The 22,225-nt window shown below is 70.7% G+C and carries 21 protein-coding genes and 1 riboswitch; of the genes, 7 read left to right on the plus strand and 14 right to left on the minus strand.

The features are described from left to right. Position 1: 1 nt before the first annotated feature. Positions 2–589, minus strand: coding sequence for a TetR/AcrR family transcriptional regulator (locus ACIOC1_RS08975; protein ID WP_401852916.1), 588 nt, complete (start codon positions 587–589; stop codon positions 2–4). 19 nt (positions 590–608) lie between these two features. Beyond that, the gene (locus ACIOC1_RS08980) at positions 609–1,163 is read right to left on the minus strand and encodes a GNAT family N-acetyltransferase (protein ID WP_355334254.1); all 555 of its coding nucleotides are present in this window, start codon (positions 1,161–1,163) and stop codon (positions 609–611) included. 54 nt (positions 1,164–1,217) lie between these two features. Between ACIOC1_RS08980 and ACIOC1_RS08985 the strand changes: the two genes are divergently transcribed. Beyond that, positions 1,218–2,114, plus strand: a complete 897-nt coding sequence (locus ACIOC1_RS08985) for an NAD(P)-dependent oxidoreductase (protein WP_401852918.1) — start codon at positions 1,218–1,220, stop codon at positions 2,112–2,114. Here the strand turns inward: ACIOC1_RS08985 and ACIOC1_RS08990 are convergent. The 6 genes from ACIOC1_RS08990 to ACIOC1_RS09015 all read right to left on the minus strand — a co-directional run bounded on the left by ACIOC1_RS08990 (position 2,111) and on the right by ACIOC1_RS09015 (position 9,300). Continuing rightward, the gene (locus ACIOC1_RS08990; protein ID WP_355334257.1) at positions 2,111–3,481 is read right to left on the minus strand and encodes an aminotransferase class V-fold PLP-dependent enzyme; all 1,371 of its coding nucleotides are present in this window, start codon (positions 3,479–3,481) and stop codon (positions 2,111–2,113) included. The genes ACIOC1_RS08985 and ACIOC1_RS08990 overlap by 4 nt on opposite strands. A gap of 164 nt (positions 3,482–3,645) precedes the next feature. Further along, positions 3,646–3,762, minus strand: a riboswitch (SAM riboswitch). A gap of 111 nt (positions 3,763–3,873) precedes the next feature. After that, positions 3,874–4,938 carry an anthranilate phosphoribosyltransferase gene (gene trpD / locus ACIOC1_RS08995; protein ID WP_355334260.1) on the minus strand — a complete coding sequence of 355 codons (1,065 nt, stop codon included), beginning with the start codon at positions 4,936–4,938 and terminating at the stop codon, positions 3,874–3,876. Between the two features lie 176 nt (positions 4,939–5,114). After that, complete coding sequence (locus ACIOC1_RS09000; protein ID WP_355334263.1) at positions 5,115–6,749, minus strand: cytochrome bc complex cytochrome b subunit; 1,635 nt, start codon at positions 6,747–6,749, stop codon at positions 5,115–5,117. Beyond that, positions 6,746–7,807, minus strand: a complete 1,062-nt coding sequence (locus ACIOC1_RS09005; RefSeq protein ID WP_355334266.1) for a Rieske 2Fe-2S domain-containing protein — start codon at positions 7,805–7,807, stop codon at positions 6,746–6,748. Before ACIOC1_RS09005 ends, ACIOC1_RS09000 begins: the two co-directional genes overlap by 4 nt. Then, the gene (locus ACIOC1_RS09010) at positions 7,804–8,613 is read right to left on the minus strand and encodes a c-type cytochrome (protein WP_355334269.1); all 810 of its coding nucleotides are present in this window, start codon (positions 8,611–8,613) and stop codon (positions 7,804–7,806) included. The genes ACIOC1_RS09005 and ACIOC1_RS09010 overlap by 4 nt, the downstream gene beginning before the upstream one ends. A gap of 66 nt (positions 8,614–8,679) precedes the next feature. Continuing rightward, a complete protein-coding gene (locus ACIOC1_RS09015; protein WP_355334271.1) occupies positions 8,680–9,300 on the minus strand; it encodes a heme-copper oxidase subunit III in 621 nt (206 codons plus the stop codon). Between the two features lie 224 nt (positions 9,301–9,524). Here ACIOC1_RS09015 and ACIOC1_RS09020 point away from each other — a divergent pair, with 224 nt between their 5' ends. After that, positions 9,525–9,950, plus strand: coding sequence for a hypothetical protein (locus tag ACIOC1_RS09020; RefSeq protein WP_355334273.1), 426 nt, complete (start codon positions 9,525–9,527; stop codon positions 9,948–9,950). A 16-nt stretch (positions 9,951–9,966) separates the two neighbouring features. Here the strand turns inward: ACIOC1_RS09020 and ACIOC1_RS09025 are convergent, their stop codons facing one another. From ACIOC1_RS09025 to coxB, 4 genes are all read right to left on the minus strand, one after another. After that, positions 9,967–11,244: an Ig-like domain-containing protein gene (locus ACIOC1_RS09025; protein WP_355334275.1), complete on the minus strand. Its 1,278-nt coding sequence runs from the start codon at positions 11,242–11,244 to the stop codon at positions 9,967–9,969. Positions 11,245–11,413: 169 nt separating this feature from the next. Further along, positions 11,414–11,812 (minus strand): cytochrome c oxidase subunit 4, encoded by a 399-nt coding sequence (locus tag ACIOC1_RS09030; RefSeq protein WP_188281472.1) that lies wholly within the window; start codon positions 11,810–11,812, stop codon positions 11,414–11,416. Then, positions 11,809–13,566, minus strand: a complete 1,758-nt coding sequence (ctaD, locus tag ACIOC1_RS09035) for a cytochrome c oxidase subunit I (RefSeq protein ID WP_355334278.1) — start codon at positions 13,564–13,566, stop codon at positions 11,809–11,811. The genes ACIOC1_RS09030 and ctaD overlap by 4 nt, the downstream gene beginning before the upstream one ends. Beyond that, the gene (gene coxB, locus ACIOC1_RS09040; protein WP_188281474.1) at positions 13,563–14,555 is read right to left on the minus strand and encodes a cytochrome c oxidase subunit II; all 993 of its coding nucleotides are present in this window, start codon (positions 14,553–14,555) and stop codon (positions 13,563–13,565) included. The genes ctaD and coxB overlap by 4 nt, the downstream gene beginning before the upstream one ends. A gap of 248 nt (positions 14,556–14,803) precedes the next feature. Between coxB and ACIOC1_RS09045 the strand changes: the two genes are divergently transcribed. Further along, on the plus strand, positions 14,804–16,192 hold the full coding sequence (locus tag ACIOC1_RS09045) for a cysteine desulfurase/sulfurtransferase TusA family protein (protein ID WP_401852926.1): 1,389 nt from the start codon (positions 14,804–14,806) through the stop codon (positions 16,190–16,192). Positions 16,193–16,213: 21 nt separating this feature from the next. On the opposite strand, the gene ACIOC1_RS09050 is transcribed toward ACIOC1_RS09045, so the two are convergent. Beyond that, a complete protein-coding gene (locus ACIOC1_RS09050; RefSeq protein WP_355334284.1) occupies positions 16,214–17,194 on the minus strand; it encodes a carbohydrate kinase family protein in 981 nt (326 codons plus the stop codon). A gap of 136 nt (positions 17,195–17,330) precedes the next feature. Here ACIOC1_RS09050 and ACIOC1_RS09055 point away from each other — a divergent pair, with 136 nt between their 5' ends. Together ACIOC1_RS09055 and ACIOC1_RS09060 are read left to right on the plus strand one after the other, a co-directional pair. Then, positions 17,331–17,588, plus strand: a complete 258-nt coding sequence (locus ACIOC1_RS09055) for a hypothetical protein (protein WP_401852929.1) — start codon at positions 17,331–17,333, stop codon at positions 17,586–17,588. Between the two features lie 143 nt (positions 17,589–17,731). Next, positions 17,732–19,366, plus strand: coding sequence for a hypothetical protein (locus ACIOC1_RS09060; RefSeq protein WP_401852932.1), 1,635 nt, complete (start codon positions 17,732–17,734; stop codon positions 19,364–19,366). Between the two features lie 107 nt (positions 19,367–19,473). On the opposite strand, the gene ACIOC1_RS09065 is transcribed toward ACIOC1_RS09060, so the two are convergent. After that, positions 19,474–19,827 carry an iron-sulfur cluster assembly accessory protein gene (locus tag ACIOC1_RS09065; protein WP_188281477.1) on the minus strand — a complete coding sequence of 118 codons (354 nt, stop codon included), beginning with the start codon at positions 19,825–19,827 and terminating at the stop codon, positions 19,474–19,476. A 269-nt stretch (positions 19,828–20,096) separates the two neighbouring features. Between ACIOC1_RS09065 and nadA the strand changes: the two genes are divergently transcribed. Both nadA and ACIOC1_RS09075 read left to right on the plus strand, forming a co-directional pair. Further along, entirely contained in the window at positions 20,097–21,269 is a 1,173-nt protein-coding gene (nadA, locus tag ACIOC1_RS09070; RefSeq protein WP_355334291.1) for a quinolinate synthase NadA, read from the plus strand. A 22-nt stretch (positions 21,270–21,291) separates the two neighbouring features. Beyond that, entirely contained in the window at positions 21,292–22,170 is an 879-nt protein-coding gene (locus ACIOC1_RS09075) for a GNAT family N-acetyltransferase (protein WP_355334294.1), read from the plus strand. Positions 22,171–22,225 lie beyond the last annotated feature (55 nt).

The following is a 22,225-nucleotide window of genomic DNA, read 5'->3' on the forward strand; positions in this document are numbered from 1 at the left end:
GTCACGCGCGGGCCGCGTCGAGCAGCGGGCCCAACTCCCGTGCGGCGGTGGTGAGGGCGCGGACGTCGCGCTCGGCCCTGGCGATCAGGATCGCGCCCTCCAGGGTGCTGATCATGAGGGTCGCCAGCGGTACGGACCGGTCCTCGGGAACGCCCATGCCGGTCAGCGCCGCGGCCACCGGCGCGGTCCAGGCCGCGAAGGCGGCGGCGGTCGCCTTCCGTGTGGACTCGGTGGTCCGCGCGCAGTCCACCGAGGCGGCGGCGACCGGGCATCCGGCGTCGAAGCCGTCGGCCGCGTACTCGTCCGTCCACTGGCCGACCATCGCGGCGAACAGCCCGCCGGGGGTCGGGTCGGGCAGCGCGGCCAGGAAGCGGGCGACGCGCTTGGCGGCGTAGTTCCCCGCCCAGGCGACCGCCTCGTTGACGAGCTGTTCCTTGCCGTCGGGGAAGTAGTGCTGGAGCGAGCCGCGCGGGGCGCCCGCGTGGGCGGCGACCTCGCGCATGCCGGTCGCGCCGACGCCCTCGCGCCGGATGAGCTGGGCCGCGCTGAAGACCATCCGCTCGCGCGGTCCGCGTTCTGACCCGGCCATCGTCGACACCTCCACGGAGCTACTGCGTTCCGACCCCTGCCGCCCGGGTCGTCCGGGCCACCTTATAGACGGCGGTCAGACCGTCCGGGGTGTACGACGCGCGGACCGGTTCCAGGCGGCGGCCGAGCGCGGCGAGCAGGCCCCGCCTGCCGTGCGGGACGTTCACCGTCACGTGCTCGACACCCCTGGCCCGCGCGCGGGCCAGCAGCAGGCCGACCATGGCGGTGCCGACGCCCCGGCGCTGCCAGGCGTCCACCACCAGCACGCCCAGCTCGCCGCCGGTTCCCGGCCCGGCGGTGTCGTCCGCCGCGAAGCCCGCGATTCCCACCAGGCGGTCCCGGCCGCCGCGGTACGCGACCACGGCGTCGTGCGCCGCGGGCGGTCCTGCCAGCAGACGGTCCAGGTGGGCGCGGGGGAATTCGCGCGCGCCGCCGAGGAAGCGCAGCCGGACCGTCTCCGGGGAGCAGGCCGCGAAGAGGGCGGCCACCGCGTCCGCGTCGGCGGGCCTGAGCAGGTCGATCCCGTCGGCGGGAGCGGCCGTCCGCCGCTCCGCACCCTCTATGACCACTGTCATAACGACCAGTATTATGACGGCTGTCATAAACGGCAAGAGAGGCGGCGGTGCGTCGTGGACATCGGTTTCCTGGGGCTCGGGGTCATGGGCCGGCCCATGGCGCTCAATCTCCTCCGCGCCGGGACCCCGCTGGTGGTGTGGAACCGCAGCGCGCCCGCCGCCGAGGCCCTGCGGGCGGCGGGCGCCGAAACCGCCGACAGCCCCGCCGACCTCTTCCGCCGGGCCGGGACCGTCTTCGTGATGCTCGCCGACGGCGCCGCCATCGACTCCTGCCTCGGCCGCGGCACCCCCGCCTTCGCGGCGAACGTCGCGGGGCACACCCTCGTCCACATGGGCACGACCTCGCCCGAGTACTCGCTCGGCCTCGAAGCCGAGGTCCGCGCGGCGGGCGGCCGCTACGTCGAGGCCCCGGTCTCCGGCTCCCGCGCCCCGGCCGAGGCGGGCCGCCTGGTGGCGATGCTCGCGGGCGAGGACGCCGTCGTCTCAGCGGTACGGCCGCTGCTGGCGCCCATGTGCCACGAGACCTTCGTCTGCGGGCCGGTGCCCGGCGCCCTGCTCATGAAGCTGTCGGTCAACCTCTTCCTGATCACCGTGGTCACCGGGCTCACCGAGGCGTTCCACTTCGCCGAGCGGCACGGCGTCGACGCCCGTCAGTTCCTCGCCGTGCTCGACGCGGGACCGATGGCCAGCGGCGTCTCCCGTATGAAGTCCCCCAAGCTGCTCGCCCGCGACTTCACCGTCCAGGCCGCCGCCGCCGACGTCCTCATGAACAACCGCCTCATCGCGGAGGCCGCCCGCGCCTCCGCCACCGCCACCCCCCTGCTCGACACCTGCCTCGCCCTGTTCACCGAGACCGCCGCCACCGACCCGGCCGCGGACATGATCGCCGTCCTGAAGGCCATCGAGTCCCGCACCGAGGGTGCCGTTCGTGTTCGGCCGGACAGGCGCTAGCGCCTGTCCGGCACGCAGCGGCCGTCCTCCGTGCGGTAGTTCCACTGGGCGCCGTCGCGCACGAGGGTGCGGACGGCGTGGACGAAGCGGTCGACGTGCTCCTCGGGGGTGCCCGCGCCGAAGCTCACGCGGATGGCGTTGAGGACGCGCTCGCCCGGCGCGGCCTCGGGAGCGCCGCACTCGCCCGGGTCGTCGCCCTCGGCGCCGAGGAGCGTACGCACCAGCGGGTGGGCGCAGAAGAGACCGTCGCGGACACCGATCCCGTACTCGGCGGAGAGCGCGGCGGCGAAGTGCGAGCTGTTCCAGCCCTGGACGACGAAGGAGAGCACGCCGACCCGGGGCGCGTCCTCGCCGAACAGGGAGAGCACCCGCACCTCGGGCACGGAGGCGAGCCCTTCCCGCAGCCGGGCGAGCAACCGCTGCTCACGGGTGACGAGTTGGTCGAACCCGGCCTCGGTCAGCGCCTTGCAGGCCGCGGCGATGGCGTAGACGCCGATGACGTTCGGCGACCCGGCCTCGTGCCGCGCCGCGGTGGTGTGCCACTCGACGTCGACTCCGCCGTCCGCGCGCCGCGCGACCTTGCGGCTGGCGCCGCCGCCCGCGAGGTACGGCTCGGCCTCGCGCAGCCAGTCGGCGCGGCCCGCGAGGACACCGGAGCCGAAGGGCGCGTACAGCTTGTGGCCGGAGAAGGCGACCCAGTCGACGTCGAGCGCGGCGATGTCCACCGGGTGGTGCGGGGCCAGTTGGGCGGCGTCCAGGACGATACGGGCGCCGTGCCGGTGCGCGGCGGCGGCCAGCTCCCGCACCGGCCACAGCTCACCGGTGACGTTGGAGGCGCCGGTGACGCAGACCAGCTTGGGCCCCTTGGGGGCGCCGTGCAGGGCCACGTCGAGCGCGGCGACGGCCTGCTCGGGCGTCCGCGGCGCGCCCAGGACGGTGACCCGCGCGTCGTCCCGCGTCTGCCACGGCAGCAGCGAGGCGTGGTGCTCGGTCTCGAAGACGAAGACGTGGGTGCCCGCCGGGATGACGGCGGCGAGCAGATTGAGCGAGTCGGTCGTCGAACGGGTGAAGATCACCTGGTCCTCGGCCCGACAGCCGAGGAATTCCGCGACCGTGACCCGGCTCTGCTCGAACAGGTCGGTGGAGAGCTGCGAGAGGTAGCCGGCGCCGCGGTGCACGCTGCCGTAGTAGGGGGCGTAGGCGGCCACGTCGTCCCACACCCGCTGGAGCGCGGGGGCGCTGGCGGCGTAGTCGAGCGCGGCGTACGTCACTTCGCCGCCCGTCACGAGCGGCACGAGGACGTCCCGGCCCAGAACGGGCAGCGGGGTACAAATCTCACGGTCGGTGGCAGCGATGGACACAGTCATGGCGATCTCCCGGATTACGGCAGGCGAAATCACCGCACATCTGAAGCCGAAAAGGAATGGCTCGCGGTACAGAAGCGCGGGATGGAAACGTCGAACGAAAGGCGGAACGGCGGAACCGGGCCGACAGGCCCTATCGCATTCGCTTGCTCATGAAAGAACTCCCCAAGTCCGGCTTGCCATGAGCCTCGCTGCTCACGGCCTGGTCATCACCCGGGGCACCCCGCCTCGGACGGAGGGTTGCCGGACAGCGAGCCGGGGCCTTGACGCTGTCACTCGTGACCTGGACAGCATTCTGCCACAAGGCGCCGAACGCACAAGACGCCGTCCAGAAATTGGACAGCGTCGTGTGCTCGGTCCCCGGGGGACCTATCCGAATTCCGCCACAGTGGCGATTACGCGTTGCTCGCCGCCGCCCACCGCTCCAGCGTCGCCGCCGCCGCGCCCGAGTCGATCGACTCGGCCGCCGTCACCAGACCGGCCGCGATCTGCTCCTCCAACGGCCCGCTGCCGGGCCGCAGGGCCACCAGCGCCGCCGCCGAGTTGAGCAGCACGGCGTCCCGTACGGGCCCGGTCTCGCCCGCGAGCAGCCGCCGGGCGACGTCCGCGTTGTGGGCCGCGTCGGCGCCGCGCAGCGCCTCCACGGGCACCAGGGGCAGGCCGACGTCCCGCGGGTCGAAGGCGGTCTGCTCCACCTTGCCGTCGCGCACCACCCACACCTGGGAGGTGGCGGTGGTGGTCAGCTCGTCCAGGCCGTCGTCACCGCGGAACACCAGTGCGGACGAGCCGCGTTCGGCCAGCACGCCGGCCATGATCGGCGCCATCCGCGGGTCCGCGACCCCGGTGGCCTGCGCCCGCACCCGGGCCGGATTGGTCAGCGGGCCGAGGAAGTTGAAGACGGTCGCCACCCCCAACTGGCTCCGGGCGGTGCCCGCGTGGCGCAGCGCGGGGTGGAATTTGATCGCGAAGCAGAAGGTGATGCCCGCCTCCTCCGCGACCTCCACGACCCGCTGCGGCGTCAGTTGCAGATTGACGCCGAGCTCTCCCAGGACGTCGGAGGCGCCGCTGGCCGAGGACGCGGCGCGGTTGCCGTGCTTGACGACCTTCGCCCCGGTGCCCGCGACCACGATCGCCGACATGGTGGAGATGTTGACGGTCTTCGCCCGGTCGCCGCCGGTGCCGACGATGTCCACGGTCGCGCCGGGCACCTCGATGGTGTTCGCGTGCGCGTACATCGACCGCACCATGCCGGAGACCTCTTCGACGGTCTCCCCCTTCGCCCGCAGCGCGACGACGAACCCGGCGATCTGCACGTCGCTCGCCTCGCCGCGCATGATCGCGTCCATCGCCCACGCGGTGTCGTCCCCACCCAGATTCCGCCCTGCCAGCAGCGTGGTCAGCACGTCCGGCCAGGACCGCGTCGCCGGACTCTCGCCGCCTGCCGGGGTCACAACGCTCATGGTCCACGCTCCTGGTGGTGGGATGGGGAACTGCGCGCTCAGCCTATCCGCGCCGCGGGGCCCGACGGCTCCCTGCCCGCACTGCGGACGGCGGACGCCGAAGGGCCGGGCCCGGGACTCCCCTGAGGGGGATTCCCGGGCCCGGCCCGTGAGTGGCTCAGCTCAGCGGCGGCGGCTCAGTGGTGGCCGTGTCCGCTGGTGATCTCCTCGTACTCCTCGGCCGTGGGCTTCGGAATCTGGCTGTGCTCGCCGTAGAAGCCGCGGGAGAGCTTGGCCCGCGCCTTCTCGATCGGGTTGAGCTTGCGCTCCACGCCGTTCTCGTCCACCTCGGGGCCCGCGTCGATCGGCTCCGGCTGGACGTGCGCGGTGAGGATGTGCCGCTGCTCCTGCGAGATCGGCTCGTGCACCTCGATGTACTCACCGTGCGGCAGCCGCTTGATGATGCCGGTCTCACGACCGTGCAGCACCTTGTCGCGGTCACGCCGCTGGAGACCCAGGCAGATCCGCTTGGTGATGATGAAGGCCAGGACCGGCGCGACGAAGAAGCCGACGCGGACGAACCAGGTGATCCAGTTGATCGACAGGTGGAAGTGCGTGGCCCACAGGTCGTTGCCGCCACCGATCAGCAGCACGAAGTACTCGGTCAGCCAGGCCACACCGAAGCCGGTGCGCACCGGGCGGTTGCGCGGCCGGTCCAGCAGGTGGTGTTCGCGCTTGTCCCCGGTGACCCACGCCTCGATGAACGGGTAGACGGCGATGGCCGCCAGCACCACCGGGAAGACCATCAGCGGGATGAACACGCCCAGGACGAGTGTGTGTCCCCAGGCGTTGATCTCCCAGCCGGGCATCACACGGATCAGGCCCTCGGAGAAGCCCATGTACCAGTCCGGCTGGGCGCCGGTGGACACTTGGTCCGGCCGGTACGGTCCCATCGACCAGATCGGGTTGATCGACACGGTCGCGGCGATGGCCGAGATCACGCCGAATACCAGGAAGAAGAAGCCGCCCGCCTTCGCGGTGTAGATCGGCAGCAGCGGCATGCCGACGACGTTCTTCTCGGTCTTGCCCGCACCCGGGAACTGCGTGTGCTTGTGGTAGAAGACCAGGATCAGGTGGGCGGTCAGCAGACCGGCCATCAGACCCGGCAGCAGCAGGATGTGGATCGAGTAGAACCGGCTGACGATGTCGTGGCCGGGGAACTCCCCGCCGAACAGGAAGAACGACAGGTACGAGCCGACCACCGGGGTGGCGAGCACCGCGCCGTCGGCGAACCGGATGCCGGTGCCGGACAGCAGGTCGTCCGGGAGCGAGTAACCGGTGAAGCCGGTGAACATGCCGAGGAACAGCAGCGTCCAGCCGAACAGCCAGTTGATCTCACGCGGCTTGCGGAAACCGCCGGTGAAGAACACGCGCATCATGTGCACGATCATCGCCGCGATGAAGATCAGCGCGGCCCAGTGGTGGATCTGCCGGATCAGCAGACCACCGCGCACCTCGAAGCTGATGTGCAGGGTGGAGGCGTACGCCTCGGACATCCGCACGCCCTGGAGCGGCGCGTACGGGCCGTGGTAGACGACCTCGTTCATGCTGGGGTGGAAGAACAGCGTCAGATACACACCCGTGAGGATGAGGATGACGAAGCTGTAGAGGCAGATCTCGCCCAGCATGAAGGACCAGTGGTCCGGGAAGATCTTCCGCATGTTGGCCTTGGCCAACTTGTAGATACCGAGCCGGGGGTCAGTCCACTCGGCGGCCCGCTGGCCGACCGGCTTTTTGCCCCGACGGGTCGAGCTTTCCGTCGTAGTACTCATCCGCGCTCCCAGAATGCCGGACCGACGGGCTCATCGAAGTCGCCGAGAGCGACGAGATTGCCCTCACCATTGACGCTGATCCGAAGCTGCGGCAGCCGGTGCCCCGCCGGGCCGAAGATCACCCGCGCGCCGTCCGACAGGTCGAACGTCGACTGGTGGCACGGGCAGAGCACGTGGTGCGTCTGCTGCTCGTAGAGGCTGATCGGGCAGCCCACGTGTGTGCAGATCTTGGAGTAGGCCACGATTCCCTCGTGGGCCCAGTCACGCTCGCGCTTGTCCTTGATGTCGTCCGGCTTGATCCGGACGATCATCAGAGCCGCCTTGGCGATCTGCTCCTGGAAGTCCTCCTGGGACTCCTCCAGACCCTCGGGCATCGCGAAGGTGAGCGAGCCCACCACGATGTCCTCGGGGCGCAGGGGCTTGTTCGTGTTCTGGTTGATCAGCACCTTGCCCTTGGCCCACAGGGTGTGCCGGAGCTTGTCCTCCGGCAGCGGGCCGAGGTCGCGCAGGATCACGACACCGGCCAGCGGGACCAGGGTCAGGGCGCCGAACATCGTGTTGCGGATCAGCTTGCGCCGTCCGAACCCGCTCTCGCGGGCGCCCTGCGCCCACTGCTGCTCGATGTTCTCGCGCAGTTCCTCGTCCGCGCCCGCCGCGTGGCGTTCGTCGGCGAACTCCTCGTCGGACATCAGGGTGCGGGCCCAGTGGACCGCGCCCGCGCCGATGCCCAGCAGCGCCACGGCGAGCGTGAGGCCGAGCGAGAAGTTCAGCGCGCTCACGTTGCCGAACGGGAAGATGAAGACGATCTTGTCGACCGGGAAGATCACGAAGCAGGCGATGAACGCGACGGTGCCGAGCATCGACAGGCCGAACAGCCCCGCCACGACCCGCTCGGAGTGCTTCTCGGCCCGCTCGTCGATGTCCTGACGGCGGTACTCGTGGGGGGGATGGCCGGGGTTGGCGAACGGGTCGTCGGGGACCGCTGGTTCGCTCCCGTGAGCGCCGTGCTCACTTGGCAGGTTCTCTGACACGTCTTTGTGAGATCCAGTCTCGCTCATGACTTCTTGGCCTTGGTCGTCCGGGCGGCGATCCAGGTGGTGCAGACGAGCAGGAAGCCGAGGCCGAAGACCCAGGCGACCAGACCCTCGGACACCGGACCGATGCTGCCCAGCGAGAGACCGCCGGGGTTCTTCGTCTCGCTGCTGTTGACCTCGTGGAGGTACGCGATGATGTCCGCCTTCGTGTCCTGCGGCATCGTGCTGTCCGGGAAGGACGGCATGCTCTGCGGACCCGTCAGCATGGCCTCGTAGATGTGCTTGGGCGAGGCGCCCTGGATCGTCGGCGCGTACTTGCCGTTGGTCAGCGCACCGCCCTTGCCGACGAAGTTGTGGCACTGGGCGCAGTTGGTGCGGAACAGCTCCCCGCCCTTGCCGGCGTCCGCGCCCGCGGGGTTGTACTGGTCCTTGCTCGGCACGGCGGGGCCGGGGCCGAGGGACGCGATGTACGCGGCGAGCTGGTCGATCTCGGCCTGGTCGTAGATGACCTTCTTCTTCGGGATCTGCGCGCCGGGCTGCTGCGCGGGCATCCGGCCGGTGCCGACCTGGAAGTCGACGGCGGCGGAGCCGACGCCGACCAGGCTCGGTCCGTCGGAGCTGCCCTGGCCCGAAGTGCCGTGGCAGCTTGCGCAGCCGACGGAGTACAGCTTCTTGCCCTCAGTGATCGCGAGGGACTGGGCCGCGTCGTCGGCCTGCGCCTTCGGCGCCGGCGCGAGCGCGGCGTACAGCCCCCCGGTGACCGCGAGCGCGAAGAGTAGGACGACAAGCGCCGCCAGCGGGTGGCGCCGTCGTGCGGAGAGCTTTTTCACGGATTACCCCGGTGTCAGGATCTCTTGCGTCGATGCTTCTGGAATGTGTGTGCGGTGTGCGACCGGCTACTTGATCAGGTAGATCGTGGCGAAGAGGCCGATCCACACGACATCGACGAAGTGCCAGTAGTAGGACACGACGATGGCTGCGGTGGCCTGCTGGTGGGTGAACCGCTTGGCCGCGTACGTCCGCCCGAGTACCAGCAGGAACGCGATCAGTCCGCCCGTCACGTGCAACCCGTGGAACCCGGTCGTCAGGTAGAACACCGAGCCGTAGGGGTCCGAGCTGAGCGAGATGCCGTCCTTCTTGACCAGTTCGGTGTACTCGAAGATCTGCCCGCCGATGAAGATCGCACCCATGATGAAGGTCACGATGAACCAGGAGCGGAGCTTCTTCACGTCGCCGCGCTCAGCGGCGAAGACGCCCATCTGGCAGGTGAAGGAGGAGAGCACCAGGATCGTCGTGTTCGTCGCCGAGAACGGGACGTTCAACGCATGGGCGTGTTCCTTCCAGAAGTCGGCACCCGTGACCGACCGAAGGGTGAAGTACATCGCGAAGAGGGCCGCGAAGAACATCAGCTCGGAACTCAGCCAGATGATGGTTCCGACGCTGGTGAGGTTCGGCCGGTTGACCGACGGGTGCGCGTGCCCGGTATCTACTGCTGTTGCTGTCGCCACGTCCGACATTATGTCGGTCGCTTATCTGGCGCTGACTCCGGGGGGTGCCATTCGGTGTGTCAAGGCCCGCAGGAGACCCGCGTGGCCTAGCGGCGCCGTCCCCCGAAGGAGGGATGACGGTGCGTCGGACGACCGGGCCGCCGATCTTCGCGGGCTACGAACCCTCCTCGCGAAGGCGCTGGCGGGAGTAGCATCCGACGCACTTGAGAACGCCTTCACGAGGAGGAACCACGATGCAGGCGACCGCCACGGTGCTGGTCTACAGCGACGACGCGAACACCCGGGAGCAGGTCCGGCTCGCCGTCGGCCGCAGGCCCGCCGCCGACCTGCCGCCGGTGGAGTACGTGGAGTGCGCGACGATGCCCGCGGTTCTCACCGAGTTGGAGCGCGGCGGCATCGACGTCTGCGTCTTCGACGGTGAGACCTCCCCCGCCGGCGGCATGGGGGTGTGCCGTCAGGCGAAGGACGAGATCTTCCGCTGCCCGCCGGTGCTGGTGCTGATCGGCCGTCCCCAGGACGCCTGGCTGGCGACCTGGAGCCGGGCCGACGCGGCGGTCGCCCACCCCGTCGACCCGGTCGCCCTCAGCGAGTCCCTGGCGGGGCTGCTGCGGGCCAGGCTGGCGCCGAGGACCACGGCCGTGGCGACGACGGCGCACTGAGCGCCGCGGCGGCCGGTCAGAGCGCCTGGGGGCGCAGCCGGGCCGGGTTGGAGACGGTGGCGGTGGTGGCGGTGTTCTGCGTCGCCGCGGACTGACCCGCGGCGCCGAGGGCACTGCCCTTCTTCCACTGCGCCCAGCTCAGATTCCAGTCGCCGAAGCCGTTGTCGAACGGCGTCATCGTGTCGCCGAGGCTGTGGGTGACCTCGACGATGTCGCCCTGCCGCACGTTGTCGAAGAACCAGTGGGCGTTGTCCATGCTCATGCCGGTGCAGCCGTGGCTGACGTTGGCGTACCCCTGCGAGCCCTCGGACCACGGCGCGGCGTGCACGTATTCACCGCTCCATGTCACCCGGGTGGCCCAGTAGACCGGCAGGTCGTAGGAGTCGGAGCTGCCCGCGGCGATGCCGATGCTCTCGCTCTGCATCCGGACGAACTGCTCCTTGCCGAGCACCACCTTGACGCCGTTGCGGGTGGAGAAGCCGGGCTTGCCGGTGGTGACGGGGAGCGTACGGACCACCTTCCCGTTCCGCTTGAAGGTCATCTGGTGGGTGCCCGCGTCGGTGAGCGCCTCGACCCGGTCGCCGGTGTGCAGCTCCAGGGACTTGTCGGTGCCGCCGTAGAGCCCGTCCTGGACGCGTACGCCGTTCAGGGTGCTGGTCACGTCGATCGTGGCGTCCGCGGGCCAGTACGTGCTGGGCCGGTAGTGCAGGGTGCGGTCGTCGACCCAGTACCAGGAGCCGGGGGCGGCTTGAGGGGTCGAGCTGACCTTGAGGTTGCCCTCGACGGCGGCGCGGGCCGCCGGGTCCTTGACCGGGACGCTCAGCTCGGCGGTGATCGGCTGTCCGACGCCGTACGTACCCGCGTCGGGGCCGAAGGCGACGTGCAGTCCCGCGTCCGCGGGCGTGGTGTCGAAACCGAGCGTCTTACGGCCGGGGCGGCCGTCGGAGTCCTCGGTGCTCACCCGGACCGTGTAGTGCGCGCCTGCGGCCAGCGCGCCGGTGGAGTGCCAGCTCAGGCCGTCGGAGCCGAGTTCGCCGCGTACGTAGCGCCCTGCGGCGTCCGTAGCGGTCACGTCGGTTATCCGGCTCCCGTCCTTCTTGATGGTCACCTGGAGTGGTTTGGACGGGTCGGCCTTGCCTCCGGCCGCGGAGCCGAACGCGACCTTGGCGGCGGCGTCGTGCGGCGTGGCGGCGAGCGGATTGCCGCCGCCGCCACAAGCGGTGAGCCCCACCGCGAGGGGCGCCACCAGCAGGGAGCAGCGCAGCGCGTTACGGCGTAGAGAATTGTGGCTCATGCACTCAAGTTAGGAACAACCGGGTGATTTCGCTCGGTGGATACGTGCAAAAGAGGTCGGGCGCGCGAAGGGGCGGGCCCGGACACCTGAGTCGGTGTCCGGGCCCGCCCGTACTTCTGTTCCCCGGGTGACGCGGGTCCCGTGGGGGCCGCGTCACCGCCCTGCCCGGCTACTGGGTGCGGTTCTCACCGCGGTAGTACTCGAACACCCAGCCGTACACGCCGATCAGGATCACCGGCAGCGAGACGAACAGCAGCCACCAGCCGAAGATGATGCCCATGAACGCCAGCGCGCCGCCGGTGGCCAGCGCGAGCGGCTGCCAACTGTGCGGGCTGAAGAAGCCCAGCTCGCCGGCGTCGTCCGCGACCTCCGCGTCCTCCCGGTCCTGCGCGCCGGTGTCGGCCCTGCGCGCGGTGAACGCGAGGTAGAAGCCGATCATCGTGCTCAGCGCGAAGGCGAGGAAGAGCGCCGTGGTGCCCGCGGGCTCCTTGGACCACAGGCCGTACACGATGGCCGAGGCCAGGATGAAGACGGCCAGGCCGAGGAACATCTTGCCTTGGACCCTCACTGACCGGACTCCTTACGGTCGTGGTGCAGGTCGCCACTGACGCCCGAGAGCGCCTGGTCGGGACCCCGGTTGACGAGCGAGTCGATCGCCGAGATCTCCGGGTGGTGCAGGTCGAACGCCGGGGATTCGGAGCGGATGCGCGGCAGCGTGGTGAAGTTGTGCCGCGGCGGCGGGCACGAGGTGGCCCACTCCAGCGAACGGCCGTAGCCCCACGGGTCGTCGACTTCGACCTTCTTGCCGTACTTGGCGGTCTTCCACACGTTGTAGAGGAACGGCAGTATCGACAGACCGAGCAGGAACGAGCTGATGGTGGAGATGGTGTTCAGCGTGGTGAACCCGTCCGCCGCCAGGTAGTCCGCGTACCGGCGCGGCATGCCCTCGGCGCCCAGCCAGTGCTGGACGAGGAAGGTGCCGTGGAAGCCGAAGAAGAGCGTCCAGAAGGTGATCTTGCCGAGCCGCTCGTCCAGCATCTTGCCGGTCATCTTGGGCCACCAGAAGTGGAAGCCCGCGAACATCGCGAACACGACGGTGCCGAACACCACGTAGTGGAAGTGTGCGACCACGAAGTACGAGTCCGAGACGTGGAAGTCCAGCGGCGGCGCCGCCAGGATGACACCGGTCAGACCACCGAAGGCGAAGGTGATCAGGAAGCCGATGGACCACAGCATCGGGGTCTCGAAACTCAGTGACCCCTTCCACATCGTGCCGATCCAGTTGAAGAACTTCACACCGGTCGGCACCGCGATCAGGAAGGTCATGAACGAGAAGAACGGCAGCAGCACCCCGCCGGTGACGTACATGTGGTGCGCCCACACGGTCACGGACAGACCGGCGATGGAGATCGTCGCGGCCACCAGGCCGATGTAGCCGAACATCGGCTTGCGGCTGAAGACCGGGATGACCTCGGAGATGATGCCGAAGAAGGGCAACGCGATGATGTACACCTCTGGATGGCCGAAGAACCAGAAGAGGTGTTGCCAGAGCAACGCGCCGCCGTTGGCGGCGTCGAACACATGCGCCCCGAATTTCCGGTCGGCCTCCAGGGCGAGCAGCGCGGCGGCGAGCACCGGGAAGGCCAGCAGGACGAGGACACCGGTCAGCAGCACGTTCCAGCAGAAGATCGGCATGCGGAACATCGTCATACCGGGTGCGCGCATGCAGATGATCGTGGTGATGAAGTTGACCGCGCCGAGGATGGTGCCGAAGCCGGACAGGGCCAGGCCCATGATCCACATGTCGGCGCCGATGCCCGGCGAGCGGACCGCGTCCGACAGCGGCGAGTACGCGAACCAGCCGAAGTCGGCCGCGCCCTGCGGGGTCACGAAGCCGCCGACCGCGATGAGCGAGCCGAACAGGTAGAGCCAGTAGGCGAACATGTTCAGCCGCGGGAACGCGACGTCGGGGGCGCCGATCTGCAGCGGCATGATCCAGTTCGCGAAGCCCGCGAAGAGCGGGGTCGCGAACATCAGCAGCATCACGGTGCCGTGCATCGTGAACGCCTGGTTGAACTGCTCGTTCGACAGGTACTGGTTGCCCGGCCGGGCCAGCTCCGCGCGCATCAGCAGCGCGAGCACGCCGCCGATGAGGAAGAAGGCGAACGACGTGATGAGGTACATCGAGCCGATCGTCTTGTGGTCCGTGGTGCTCATCCACGTGACGATGACCGAGCCGGGCTTGCGCCGGCGTGCCGGGATCTCGTCCGCGTAGGAGTCGTCCGCCGCGGCGGCGCCCTGCGGTTCGTTCAGAATGCTCATGTGGTCTTGGGCTCCGAGTTCTTCGCGTTGCCCGTGGTGGCGATGCCCGCCGGGATGTACCCGGTCTGGCCCTTCGCCGCCAGGTCCTTGAGGTGCTGCTTGTACTCCTCGGGCGAAACGACCTTCACGTTGAAGAGCATCCGGGAGTGGTCCACACCGCAAAGCTCGGCGCACTTGCCAAGGAAGGTGCCCTCCTTGCTCGGAGTCACCTCGAAGACGTTGGTGTGGCCGGGGATGACGTCCATCTTCATCAGGAACGGAACGATCCAGAAGGAGTGGATGACATCACGCGAGGTGAGGACGAACCGCACGCTCTCTCCCTTGGGGAGCCAGAGCGTCGGACCGGGGTTGCCGGTGTCCGGGTTCCTGCTGGCCGGCGTGCCCACGTCGTAGACGCCCTCGGCGCCGGGGGGCAGCAGCAGCTTGTTCGCGGGGATCTCGGACAGTTCCTTCGGCACGCCCGTGGGGGTCGCCGGGTTGCCGTCCACGTCCTCGACGTAGTTGAAGCCCCAGCTCCATTGGAAGCCGACCACGTTGATCACGTGCTGCGGCTTCTTGGAGGTGTCCAGGATCTTCGACTCGTCACGGGCGGTGAAGTAGAACAGCACCGCGATGACGATGATCGGGACGATCGTGTACAGGGCCTCAAGGGGCATGTTGTAGCGCGTCTGCGCGGGGACCTCGACCTTGGTCCGGCTGCGCCGGTGGAAGATCACGCTCCACAGGATCAGGCCCCAGACAAGGCAGCCGGTCACCAGCGCGGCGGCCCAGGAGCCCTGCCAGAGCGCGAGGATCCGGGGTGCCTGTTCCGTGGCAGGACTGGGCATGCCGAGGCGGGGATAGTCCTTGTACGAGCAACCAGTGGCGGTCGCAAGGACCAGGCCCGCGGCCAGCGCCCGCGGCAGCCATCGCCGCACCGGGCGCCGCGACGAGGGGGTACCTCCCACGCCGTTCTGGCCGTGGGGGAGGTCGGAGCCGTTGGGACTCACGTAGCGCCTTCCCGAGAGTCTCGCCCGAGCGTCCGGGTGCCCGGCCGCCTGCTGGTCGGTCGGTCCGTGCACGGGCAATTAGGTGTGGATGTTTATGCGGACCAAACCCTACTGGACGCTATTTGAGGTCACGCGGGGAGGGGGTACAACGCGCCGGGGCACACCCCGAAGGGATGGAATCCCGCACTCCGGGGGCCTTCTGACAGTGCGCCCGGCCGGTCGGCGCGGGCGGGTTGTAGCGTGCTGAGGTGTCCTATTTCGATACGGCTTCGGCCGCTCCGCTGCACCCAGTCGCCCGGCAGGCGCTGCTCGCCGCCCTCGACGAGGGGTGGGCCGACCCCGCGCGGCTGTACCGCGAGGGGCGCCGGGCGCGGCTGCTGCTCGACGCGGCCCGCGAGGCCGCGGCGGACGCGGTCGGCTGCCGCCCCGACGAACTGGTCTTCACTCCTTCGGGGACACGCGCGGTGCACACGGGTGTGTCCGGCGCCATGGCGGGCCGCCGTCGGACGGGCCGTCAGGTGGTGGTCTCGGCCGTCGAGCACTCGTCGGTGCTGCACGCGGCGGAGGCGTACGAACGGGTGACGGTGGGCGTCGACCGGTCGGGGCGGGTGGCCGCCGCGGACTTCGCGGCGGCGCTGCGCGCGGACACCGCGCTGGCCTGCCTCCAGTCCGCCAACCACGAGGTGGGTACGGTGCAGCCGGTCGCGGAGGCGGCGGCGCTGTGCCGGGCGGCCGGGGTGCCGCTCCTGGTGGACGCGGCGCAGTCGCTGGGCTGGGGGCGGGTCGAGGGAGAGTGGTCGCTGCTGACGGCGAGCGCGCACAAGTGGGGCGGGCCGTCCGGGGTCGGGCTGCTCGTGGTCCGCAAGGGCACCCGCTTCGCGCCTCAGGGGCCCGCGGACGAACGGGAGTCGGGGCGCGCGCCCGGCTTCGAGAACCTGCCCGCGATCGTCGCCGCCGCCGCGTCGCTGCGGGCGGTGCGCGAGGAGGCGGCGCGGGAGGCCGTCCGGCTGACGGCGTTGGTGGACCTGATCAGGTCGCGCGTGCCGCGGGTCGTGCCGGACGTGGAGGTGGTCGGCCACGGCACGCTGCGGCTGCCGCACCTGGTCACCTTCTCCTGCCTGTACGTCGACGGCGAGGCGCTGTTGACCGGTCTCGACCGGGCCGGTTTCTCGGTGTCGTCCGGATCGTCGTGCACGTCGAGCACGTTGACGCCCAGCCATGTGCTCAAGGCGATGGGTGTGCTGTCCGAGGGGAACGTACGGGTGTCGCTGCCGCCGGGGACCGCCGCGGAGGACGTCGAGCGCTTCCTCGCGGTGCTGCCGGGGGTCGTCGCCGAGGTCCGCTCGGCGCTGGGCGCGCCGTCGGCCGCGTCGGCCGGGCCCGGCCGACAGGGCGGGCGGGAGCCGCGGGAGTCCGCTCTGGTCGTGGACTCGCTCGGCAAGCTCTGCCCGATCCCGGTCATCGACCTCGCGCGGGTCATCGACGACGTGCCGGTCGGCGGCCTCGTCACCGTGCTGTCCGACGACGAGGCCGCCCGGCTCGACATCCCCGCGTGGTGCGAGATGCGGGCCCACGACTATCTGGGGGAGCGCCCGGCGGAGCACGGCACCGCGTACACGGTGCGGCGCAGGGCCTGACGGGCGCTCATCCGGGAGCGTTCAGCGCGCGCCGAGGTGCGTGCGGACCTCTTCGGCGGCGGTGTCGCCGTACGCCTTGCTGAAGCGCTGCATGAAGTGGCCGCGGCGCAGCTCGTACTCCTGGGTGCCGACGGTCTCGATGACGAGGGTCGCCAGCATGCAGCCGACCTGCGCGGCGCGTTCGAGGCTGACGCCCCAGGCGAGCCCGGACAGGAAGCCGGCCCGGAAGCCGTCGCCGACTCCGGTGGGGTCGGCCTTGGTCTGCTCCTCGGCGCAGCCGACCTGGACGGGCTCCTCGCCCTTGCGGTCGATCCGGACGCCGTGGGAGCCGAGGGTGGTGACGCGGGTGCCGACCCGGTCCAGGATCTCCTCGTCGCTCCAGCCGGTCTTGGCCTCGATGAGGCCCTTCTCGTACTCGTTGCTGAAGAGGTACGCGGCGCCTTCGAGCAGGACGCGGATGTCGTCGCCGTCCATCCGCGCGATCTGCTGGGAGAAGTCGGCGGCGAAGGGGATGCCGCGGGTCCTGCACTCCTCGGTGTGCCGGATCATCGCCTCGGGGTCGTCGGCGCCGATCGAGACCAGGTCGAGGCCGCCGACGCGGTCGGCGACGGCCTGGAGCTCGATCAGCCGGGCCTCGCTCATGGCGCCGGTGTAGAAGGAGCCGATCTGGTTGTGGTCGGCGTCGGTGGTGCAGATGAAGCGGGCGGTGTGCAGCACCTCGGAGATCCGTACGGACGAGGTGTCCACGCCGTGCCGCTGGAGCCAGGCGCGGTACTCGGCGAAGTCGTTGCCCGCCGCGCCGACCAGGATCGGCGAGGTGCCGAGCTGGCCCATGCCGAAGCAGATGTTGGCGGCGACCCCGCCGCGCCGCACGTCGAGACCGTCCACGAGGAAGGACAGCGAGACCGTGTGGAGCTGGTCGGCGACGAGCTGATCGGCGAAACGGCCGGGGAAGGTCATCAGATGATCAGTGGCGATGGATCCGGTTACGGCGATACGCACGGCGGCAGGCTCCTGCGGGGGATCGACGAGAAGAGCAGGCGTCCCACGCTACCGGGTGCGCCGTAGCAGTCGGACACGGCGAAACTACCCGATAGTAGGGCTTTCTCGATGGTCCGCCCGTGCCTAGGGTCGAGGTATGAGGTCTACCCCCGCCGCACCCGTGCCGTCCTCCGCTTCCACCCTTTCGGCCACGCCTCCGGTGTCCGCGTCGTTCCCGCTCGCCGAGCCCGAGTCGCTCGACCAGTTGCTCGGCGACTGCCGCCGGATGGCCGCGCACTGGCACACCCCGGCCGCCAAGGCCCAGGCCGTGGTCGCCCCCGCCAGCCTGCACGGCATCGTCGTCCCGCCCGCCTCCGCGCACGTGGTGCGCGGTATGGCCGAGTTCGGCGACTAGGGCCTGTCCGGCGTATCACGAACGGCCCCTTCGGCGGGGCCCGCGTCGCCGTTCCCCCGGACGGCGCAACGGGCCCGGCGGAACCGGAATCCGGCCCGCCGCGTCAGATCCGCATCTGACGTACGGAGCCGAAGGAGCACGCGGTGAGCACCGAACGCGACGACGACAACGCGGACCCGACGACGGAAGAGCCCCGCCCCGAGCGGTCCGCGCCCCGGCCACGGCTGTTGGTGGCGGCGGTGGCCGCCGCCGTCCTGCTGGCCGGCGGCGGCGGGGCGTACTGGGCGGCGACCGCGAACGAGGGCGGTCACCCGAAGGCCGGGCCGGCCCCGCTGCGGCTGAACGACGCCCCCGGCGAAGGCTCGGGCAGCGCGGACGGCGGCGGCGCGGACAACGGGACGAGCAGCGGTCCGGCGACCGGCGGCACGTACACGCTGACCGGCTCGCTGCCCAAGGGCCCCGACTCCGCCGCGGTCTACCGCGGGGAGGGTCCGGTCGTCGCGGCCGACGCGGAACGGCTGGCGAAGCTGCTCGGGATGAGCGGCCCGGCCACCGCGCAGGGCGACTCGTGGCGGGTGGGGCCGGGCGACGGCGCGGGGCCGACGCTGCTGGTCACCAAGGCCGCGCCGGGCACCTGGTCGTACAGCCGGTACGGCGCGACCACCGTCAACCCGGCGGAACCTGCCTATCCCCCGCGGCCGGTGAACCCCGGCGGCCCGGAGAAGAGCGGCCCGGGGACGGACACCGGCACCGGCACCGGCACCAGCGGTTCGAGCAACGCCGACAGCCCCGGCAGCCCCGGCACGAACGGACCGGTGTCCTCCGCACCCGCGAGCGGTACGACCTCGACGCAGGCGCCGACGCCCGAGCCGCCGGTGTCCGAGCAGCGCGCGAAGGCGGTGGCCGCGCCCGTACTGGCCGGTCTGGGCCTGTCGGGCGCCACGGTCGACGCGCACGAGACGGCGGGCGCGCTCCGCGCGGTGACGGCCGACCCGGTCGTGGACGGCCTGCCCACGCACAACTGGAGCACCGGCCTCGACGTCGGCTCCGACGGGCTGATCACGCTGGCGCACGGCCGCCTCTCGGCGCTCGACAAGGGCGACAGCTATCCGGTGGTGAGCGCCGCGCAGGCGCTGAAGGACCTCAACGGGCAGGTGATGCACCCCGATCACGGGATCGCCGCCTGTCCGGCGAAGTCGGCGCCCGCGCCGAAGCCGAGCGCCCTGCCGACCACGCCCGGCGAGGACAGGACGCTCCCCCACACGCTGCCGTGCGTGCCGGGCAACGGCCATCCGATGGACGTGCGCGGGGCCGAGTTCGGCCTGTCGCTCGACTACGTGTCCGGCGCCCAGGTGCTGGTGCCGTCCTGGCTCTTCGAGGTCGCGCAGCCCGGTGTGAGCCGGTCGAGCGTGGAGGCGCAGCCCGCGGTGGACCCGGCGTACATCCAGCGTGACGCGCCCGGTACCGCCGTGCCGCCCTCCGGCGTGCCGGAGCAGCCGAGCGGGCCCGCCCAGCGGCACCACACGGTCGGTCTGAGCACGTACCACGCGGACGGCGGCACGCTGTCGCTGACCTTCTACGGCGGGGTGTGTAGCACGTACAGCGCGAAGGCCGCGGAGTCGGCGGACGAGGTGCGGGTGACGGTGACCGCGGCCGACAAGGGCGGCACGTGCGTCACGCTCGCCAAGGAGTTCACCGAGAAGGTGACGCTGGACAAGCCGCTCGGCGGCCGTACGGTCGTGGACACCTCCAGCGGGCACCCGCTGAAGGCGCGCTGAGCGCACCGCGTACGCCGGGCACACGTGAAGGCGGCGGCACCCCCTCGCAGGGGTGCCGCCGCCTTCGTGCTCCGGTGCGGCCGGGCGTGGGCCCGGCCGCGGACCGGTTAGCTGAACGAGTCGCCGCAGGCGCAGGAGCCGGTGGCGTTCGGGTTGTCGATCGTGAAGCCCTGCTTCTCGATGGTGTCGACGAAGTCGATCGAGGCGCCGCCCAGGTACGGGGCGCTCATCCGGTCGGTGACGACCTTGACGCCGCCGAAGTCCTTGACCACGTCGCCGTCGAGCGAGCGCTCGTCGAAGAAGAGCTGGTAGCGCAGTCCCGAGCAGCCACCGGGCTGGACGGCGACGCGCAGAGCGAGGTCCTCACGGCCCTCCTGCTCCAGCAGGGTCTTCACCTTGATGGCGGCAGCGTCGGACAGGAGGATGCCGTCCGTCGTGGTGGTCTCGTCCTGAACCGTCATGTGCTTCTCTCCCGGGTTGTACGGACTGCTGGCTACCGACTGCTAACCGGCAACCGCGCGGATTCATTCCGTGCGTGTCGAGGTCCGCTACGACTTATTCCCCTCCATGCTCGCACACCGCGGCGGCGGCGAGGGAGGGCGCGGGGAGCGGCGAGAGCGAATGCGTCACATTGACGAAACCGGCATCGTCAATCTGACACGAACGGGCTATCATAGATAACGTCAAGTAGACGAAAAGGTCTGCGCTGCAAAGAAAGGGCTACGGGCCCGTGACCACGACGCAACCGCTGGACGTACAGCCCACGCCTCTCGCACTCCTCCTGCTCGGCCGGGAGTCCGACCCCCGCAGCGAGCGCGGAGTCGAGTGCCCCGGGGACCTGCCCGCACCGTCCGACCCGGACCTGGTGGAGCGCGCCCGCGCCGCCAAGGCCCGCCTCGGCGACAAGGTCTTCATCCTCGGCCACCACTACCAGCGCGACGAGGTGATCGAGTTCGCGGACGTCACCGGCGACTCCTTCAAGCTCGCGCGGGACGCCGCCGCCAGGCCGGAGGCCGAGTACATCGTCTTCTGCGGTGTGCACTTCATGGCCGAGTCGGCCGACATCCTCACCTCGGAGCGGCAGCAGGTCATCCTGCCCGACCTCGCCGCGGGCTGCTCGATGGCCGACATGGCCAGCGCCGAGCAGGTCGCGGAGTGCTGGGACGTGCTCGCCGAGGCGGGCGTCGCCGACGTCACCGTGCCGGTGTCGTACATGAACTCCTCCGCCGACATCAAGTCCTTCACCGGCCGCCACGGCGGCACCATCTGCACCTCGTCCAACGCCCGGCGCGCGCTGGAGTGGGCCTTCTCGCGGGGCGAGAAGGTGCTCTTCCTCCCCGACCAGCACCTCGGCCGCAACACCGCCGTACGCGACATGGGCTTCTCGCTGGACGACTGCGTCGTCTACAACCCGCACAAGCCGAACGGCGGTCTGACCGTCGAGCAGCTCCGCGCGGCCAAGATGATCCTGTGGCGCGGCCACTGCTCGGTGCACGGCCGCTTCTCGCTGGAGTCGGTCGAGGACGTCCGCGCCCGGATACCCGGCGTCAACGTCCTGGTGCACCCCGAGTGCAAGCACGAGGTGGTCGCGGCGGCGGACTACGTCGGCTCGACCGAGCACATCATCACGATGCTGGACGAGGCCCCCGCCGGTTCCGCGTGGGCGCTGGGCACCGAGCTGAACCTGGTGCGCAGGCTCGCCAACTCCCATCCCGACAAGCAGATCGTCTTCCTCGACAAGACCGTCTGCTTCTGCTCGACGATGAACCGGATCGACCTGCCGCACCTGGTGTGGACGCTGGAGTCGCTGGCCGACGGCAAGCTCGTCAACCGCATCCAGGTCGACGCGGAGACCGAGCACTTCGCGAAGCTGGCACTGGAACAGATGCTGGCCCTGCCGTAACGCGCGGCGCGATGATGGACGCGTGATCCTTCGACCGGTACGTGACGACGAGGAGGACGCCGAAGTCGTGCGGGTGATCTCGTCCGCCGCCTTCGGCGCCTCGCACGTGCTGAAGGGCGAGGCGCCGCAAGGGCCGTTACCGGCCGCGGAGATCGCCAGACAGCACAGCACCACCCGGCACCTGGCGCGCAGCGACCCCGGCGGCTGCTGGCTGATCGAGGACGGGACGGCGGGCCCGGTCGGGGTCGCGCTGTCCACCCGGCGCGAGGGCACCTGGGGCCTGTCGCTGCTGGCCGTGGTGCCCGGCGCGCAGGGCAAGGGCGTCGGAAAGGCGCTGCTCGCGCGGGCGTTGGTGCACGGCAGGGCGTGCCTGCGCGGCATCATCTGCGGCTCGCGGCACCCGGTGGCGGCCCGTACGTACCGCAGGGCGGGCTTCACGCTGCACCCCGCGATGCGGCTCACGGGCCCGGTGGACGCGGCCGGTCTCAAGCCGCCGGACGGCGCGGTGCACGAGGGCACCGCCCGCCACCGCGACCTGCTGGACTCCCTCGACCGCAGGACCCGGGGCGGCGCGCACGGCGCCGACCACGAGGAACTGCTGCGCCACCACCGGCTGTTCGTGGTCGACGACCTCGCGGGCAGTGGCTACTGCTACCTGCGCGGCGGCAGCGTCGAGCTGATCGCCGCCACCTCGCGGCGTCTCGCCTCCCGCCTCCTGACCGCCGCGCTGCTGAGCGTCCCCGAGGGCGAGACCGCCCGCGTCGACCGGCTGACCGCCGAGCAGGACTGGGCCCTGGACGTCGGGATCGCCGCCGGCCTGGAGATCGCCAACGCCGGATTCGTCTGCCTGCGCGGCATGCGCCCGCCGATGCCGTACATCCCCTCGGAGACCTTCCTCTGAGGAGTCCGACGAGGCGGCTCCGCTGCGGGCGGGCGGTGGCGGGGCGGACGACGGG

The sequence above is a fragment of the Streptomyces sp. NPDC088197 genome (genome assembly GCF_044741185.1).
Lineage (GTDB): Bacteria > Actinomycetota > Actinomycetes > Streptomycetales > Streptomycetaceae > Actinacidiphila.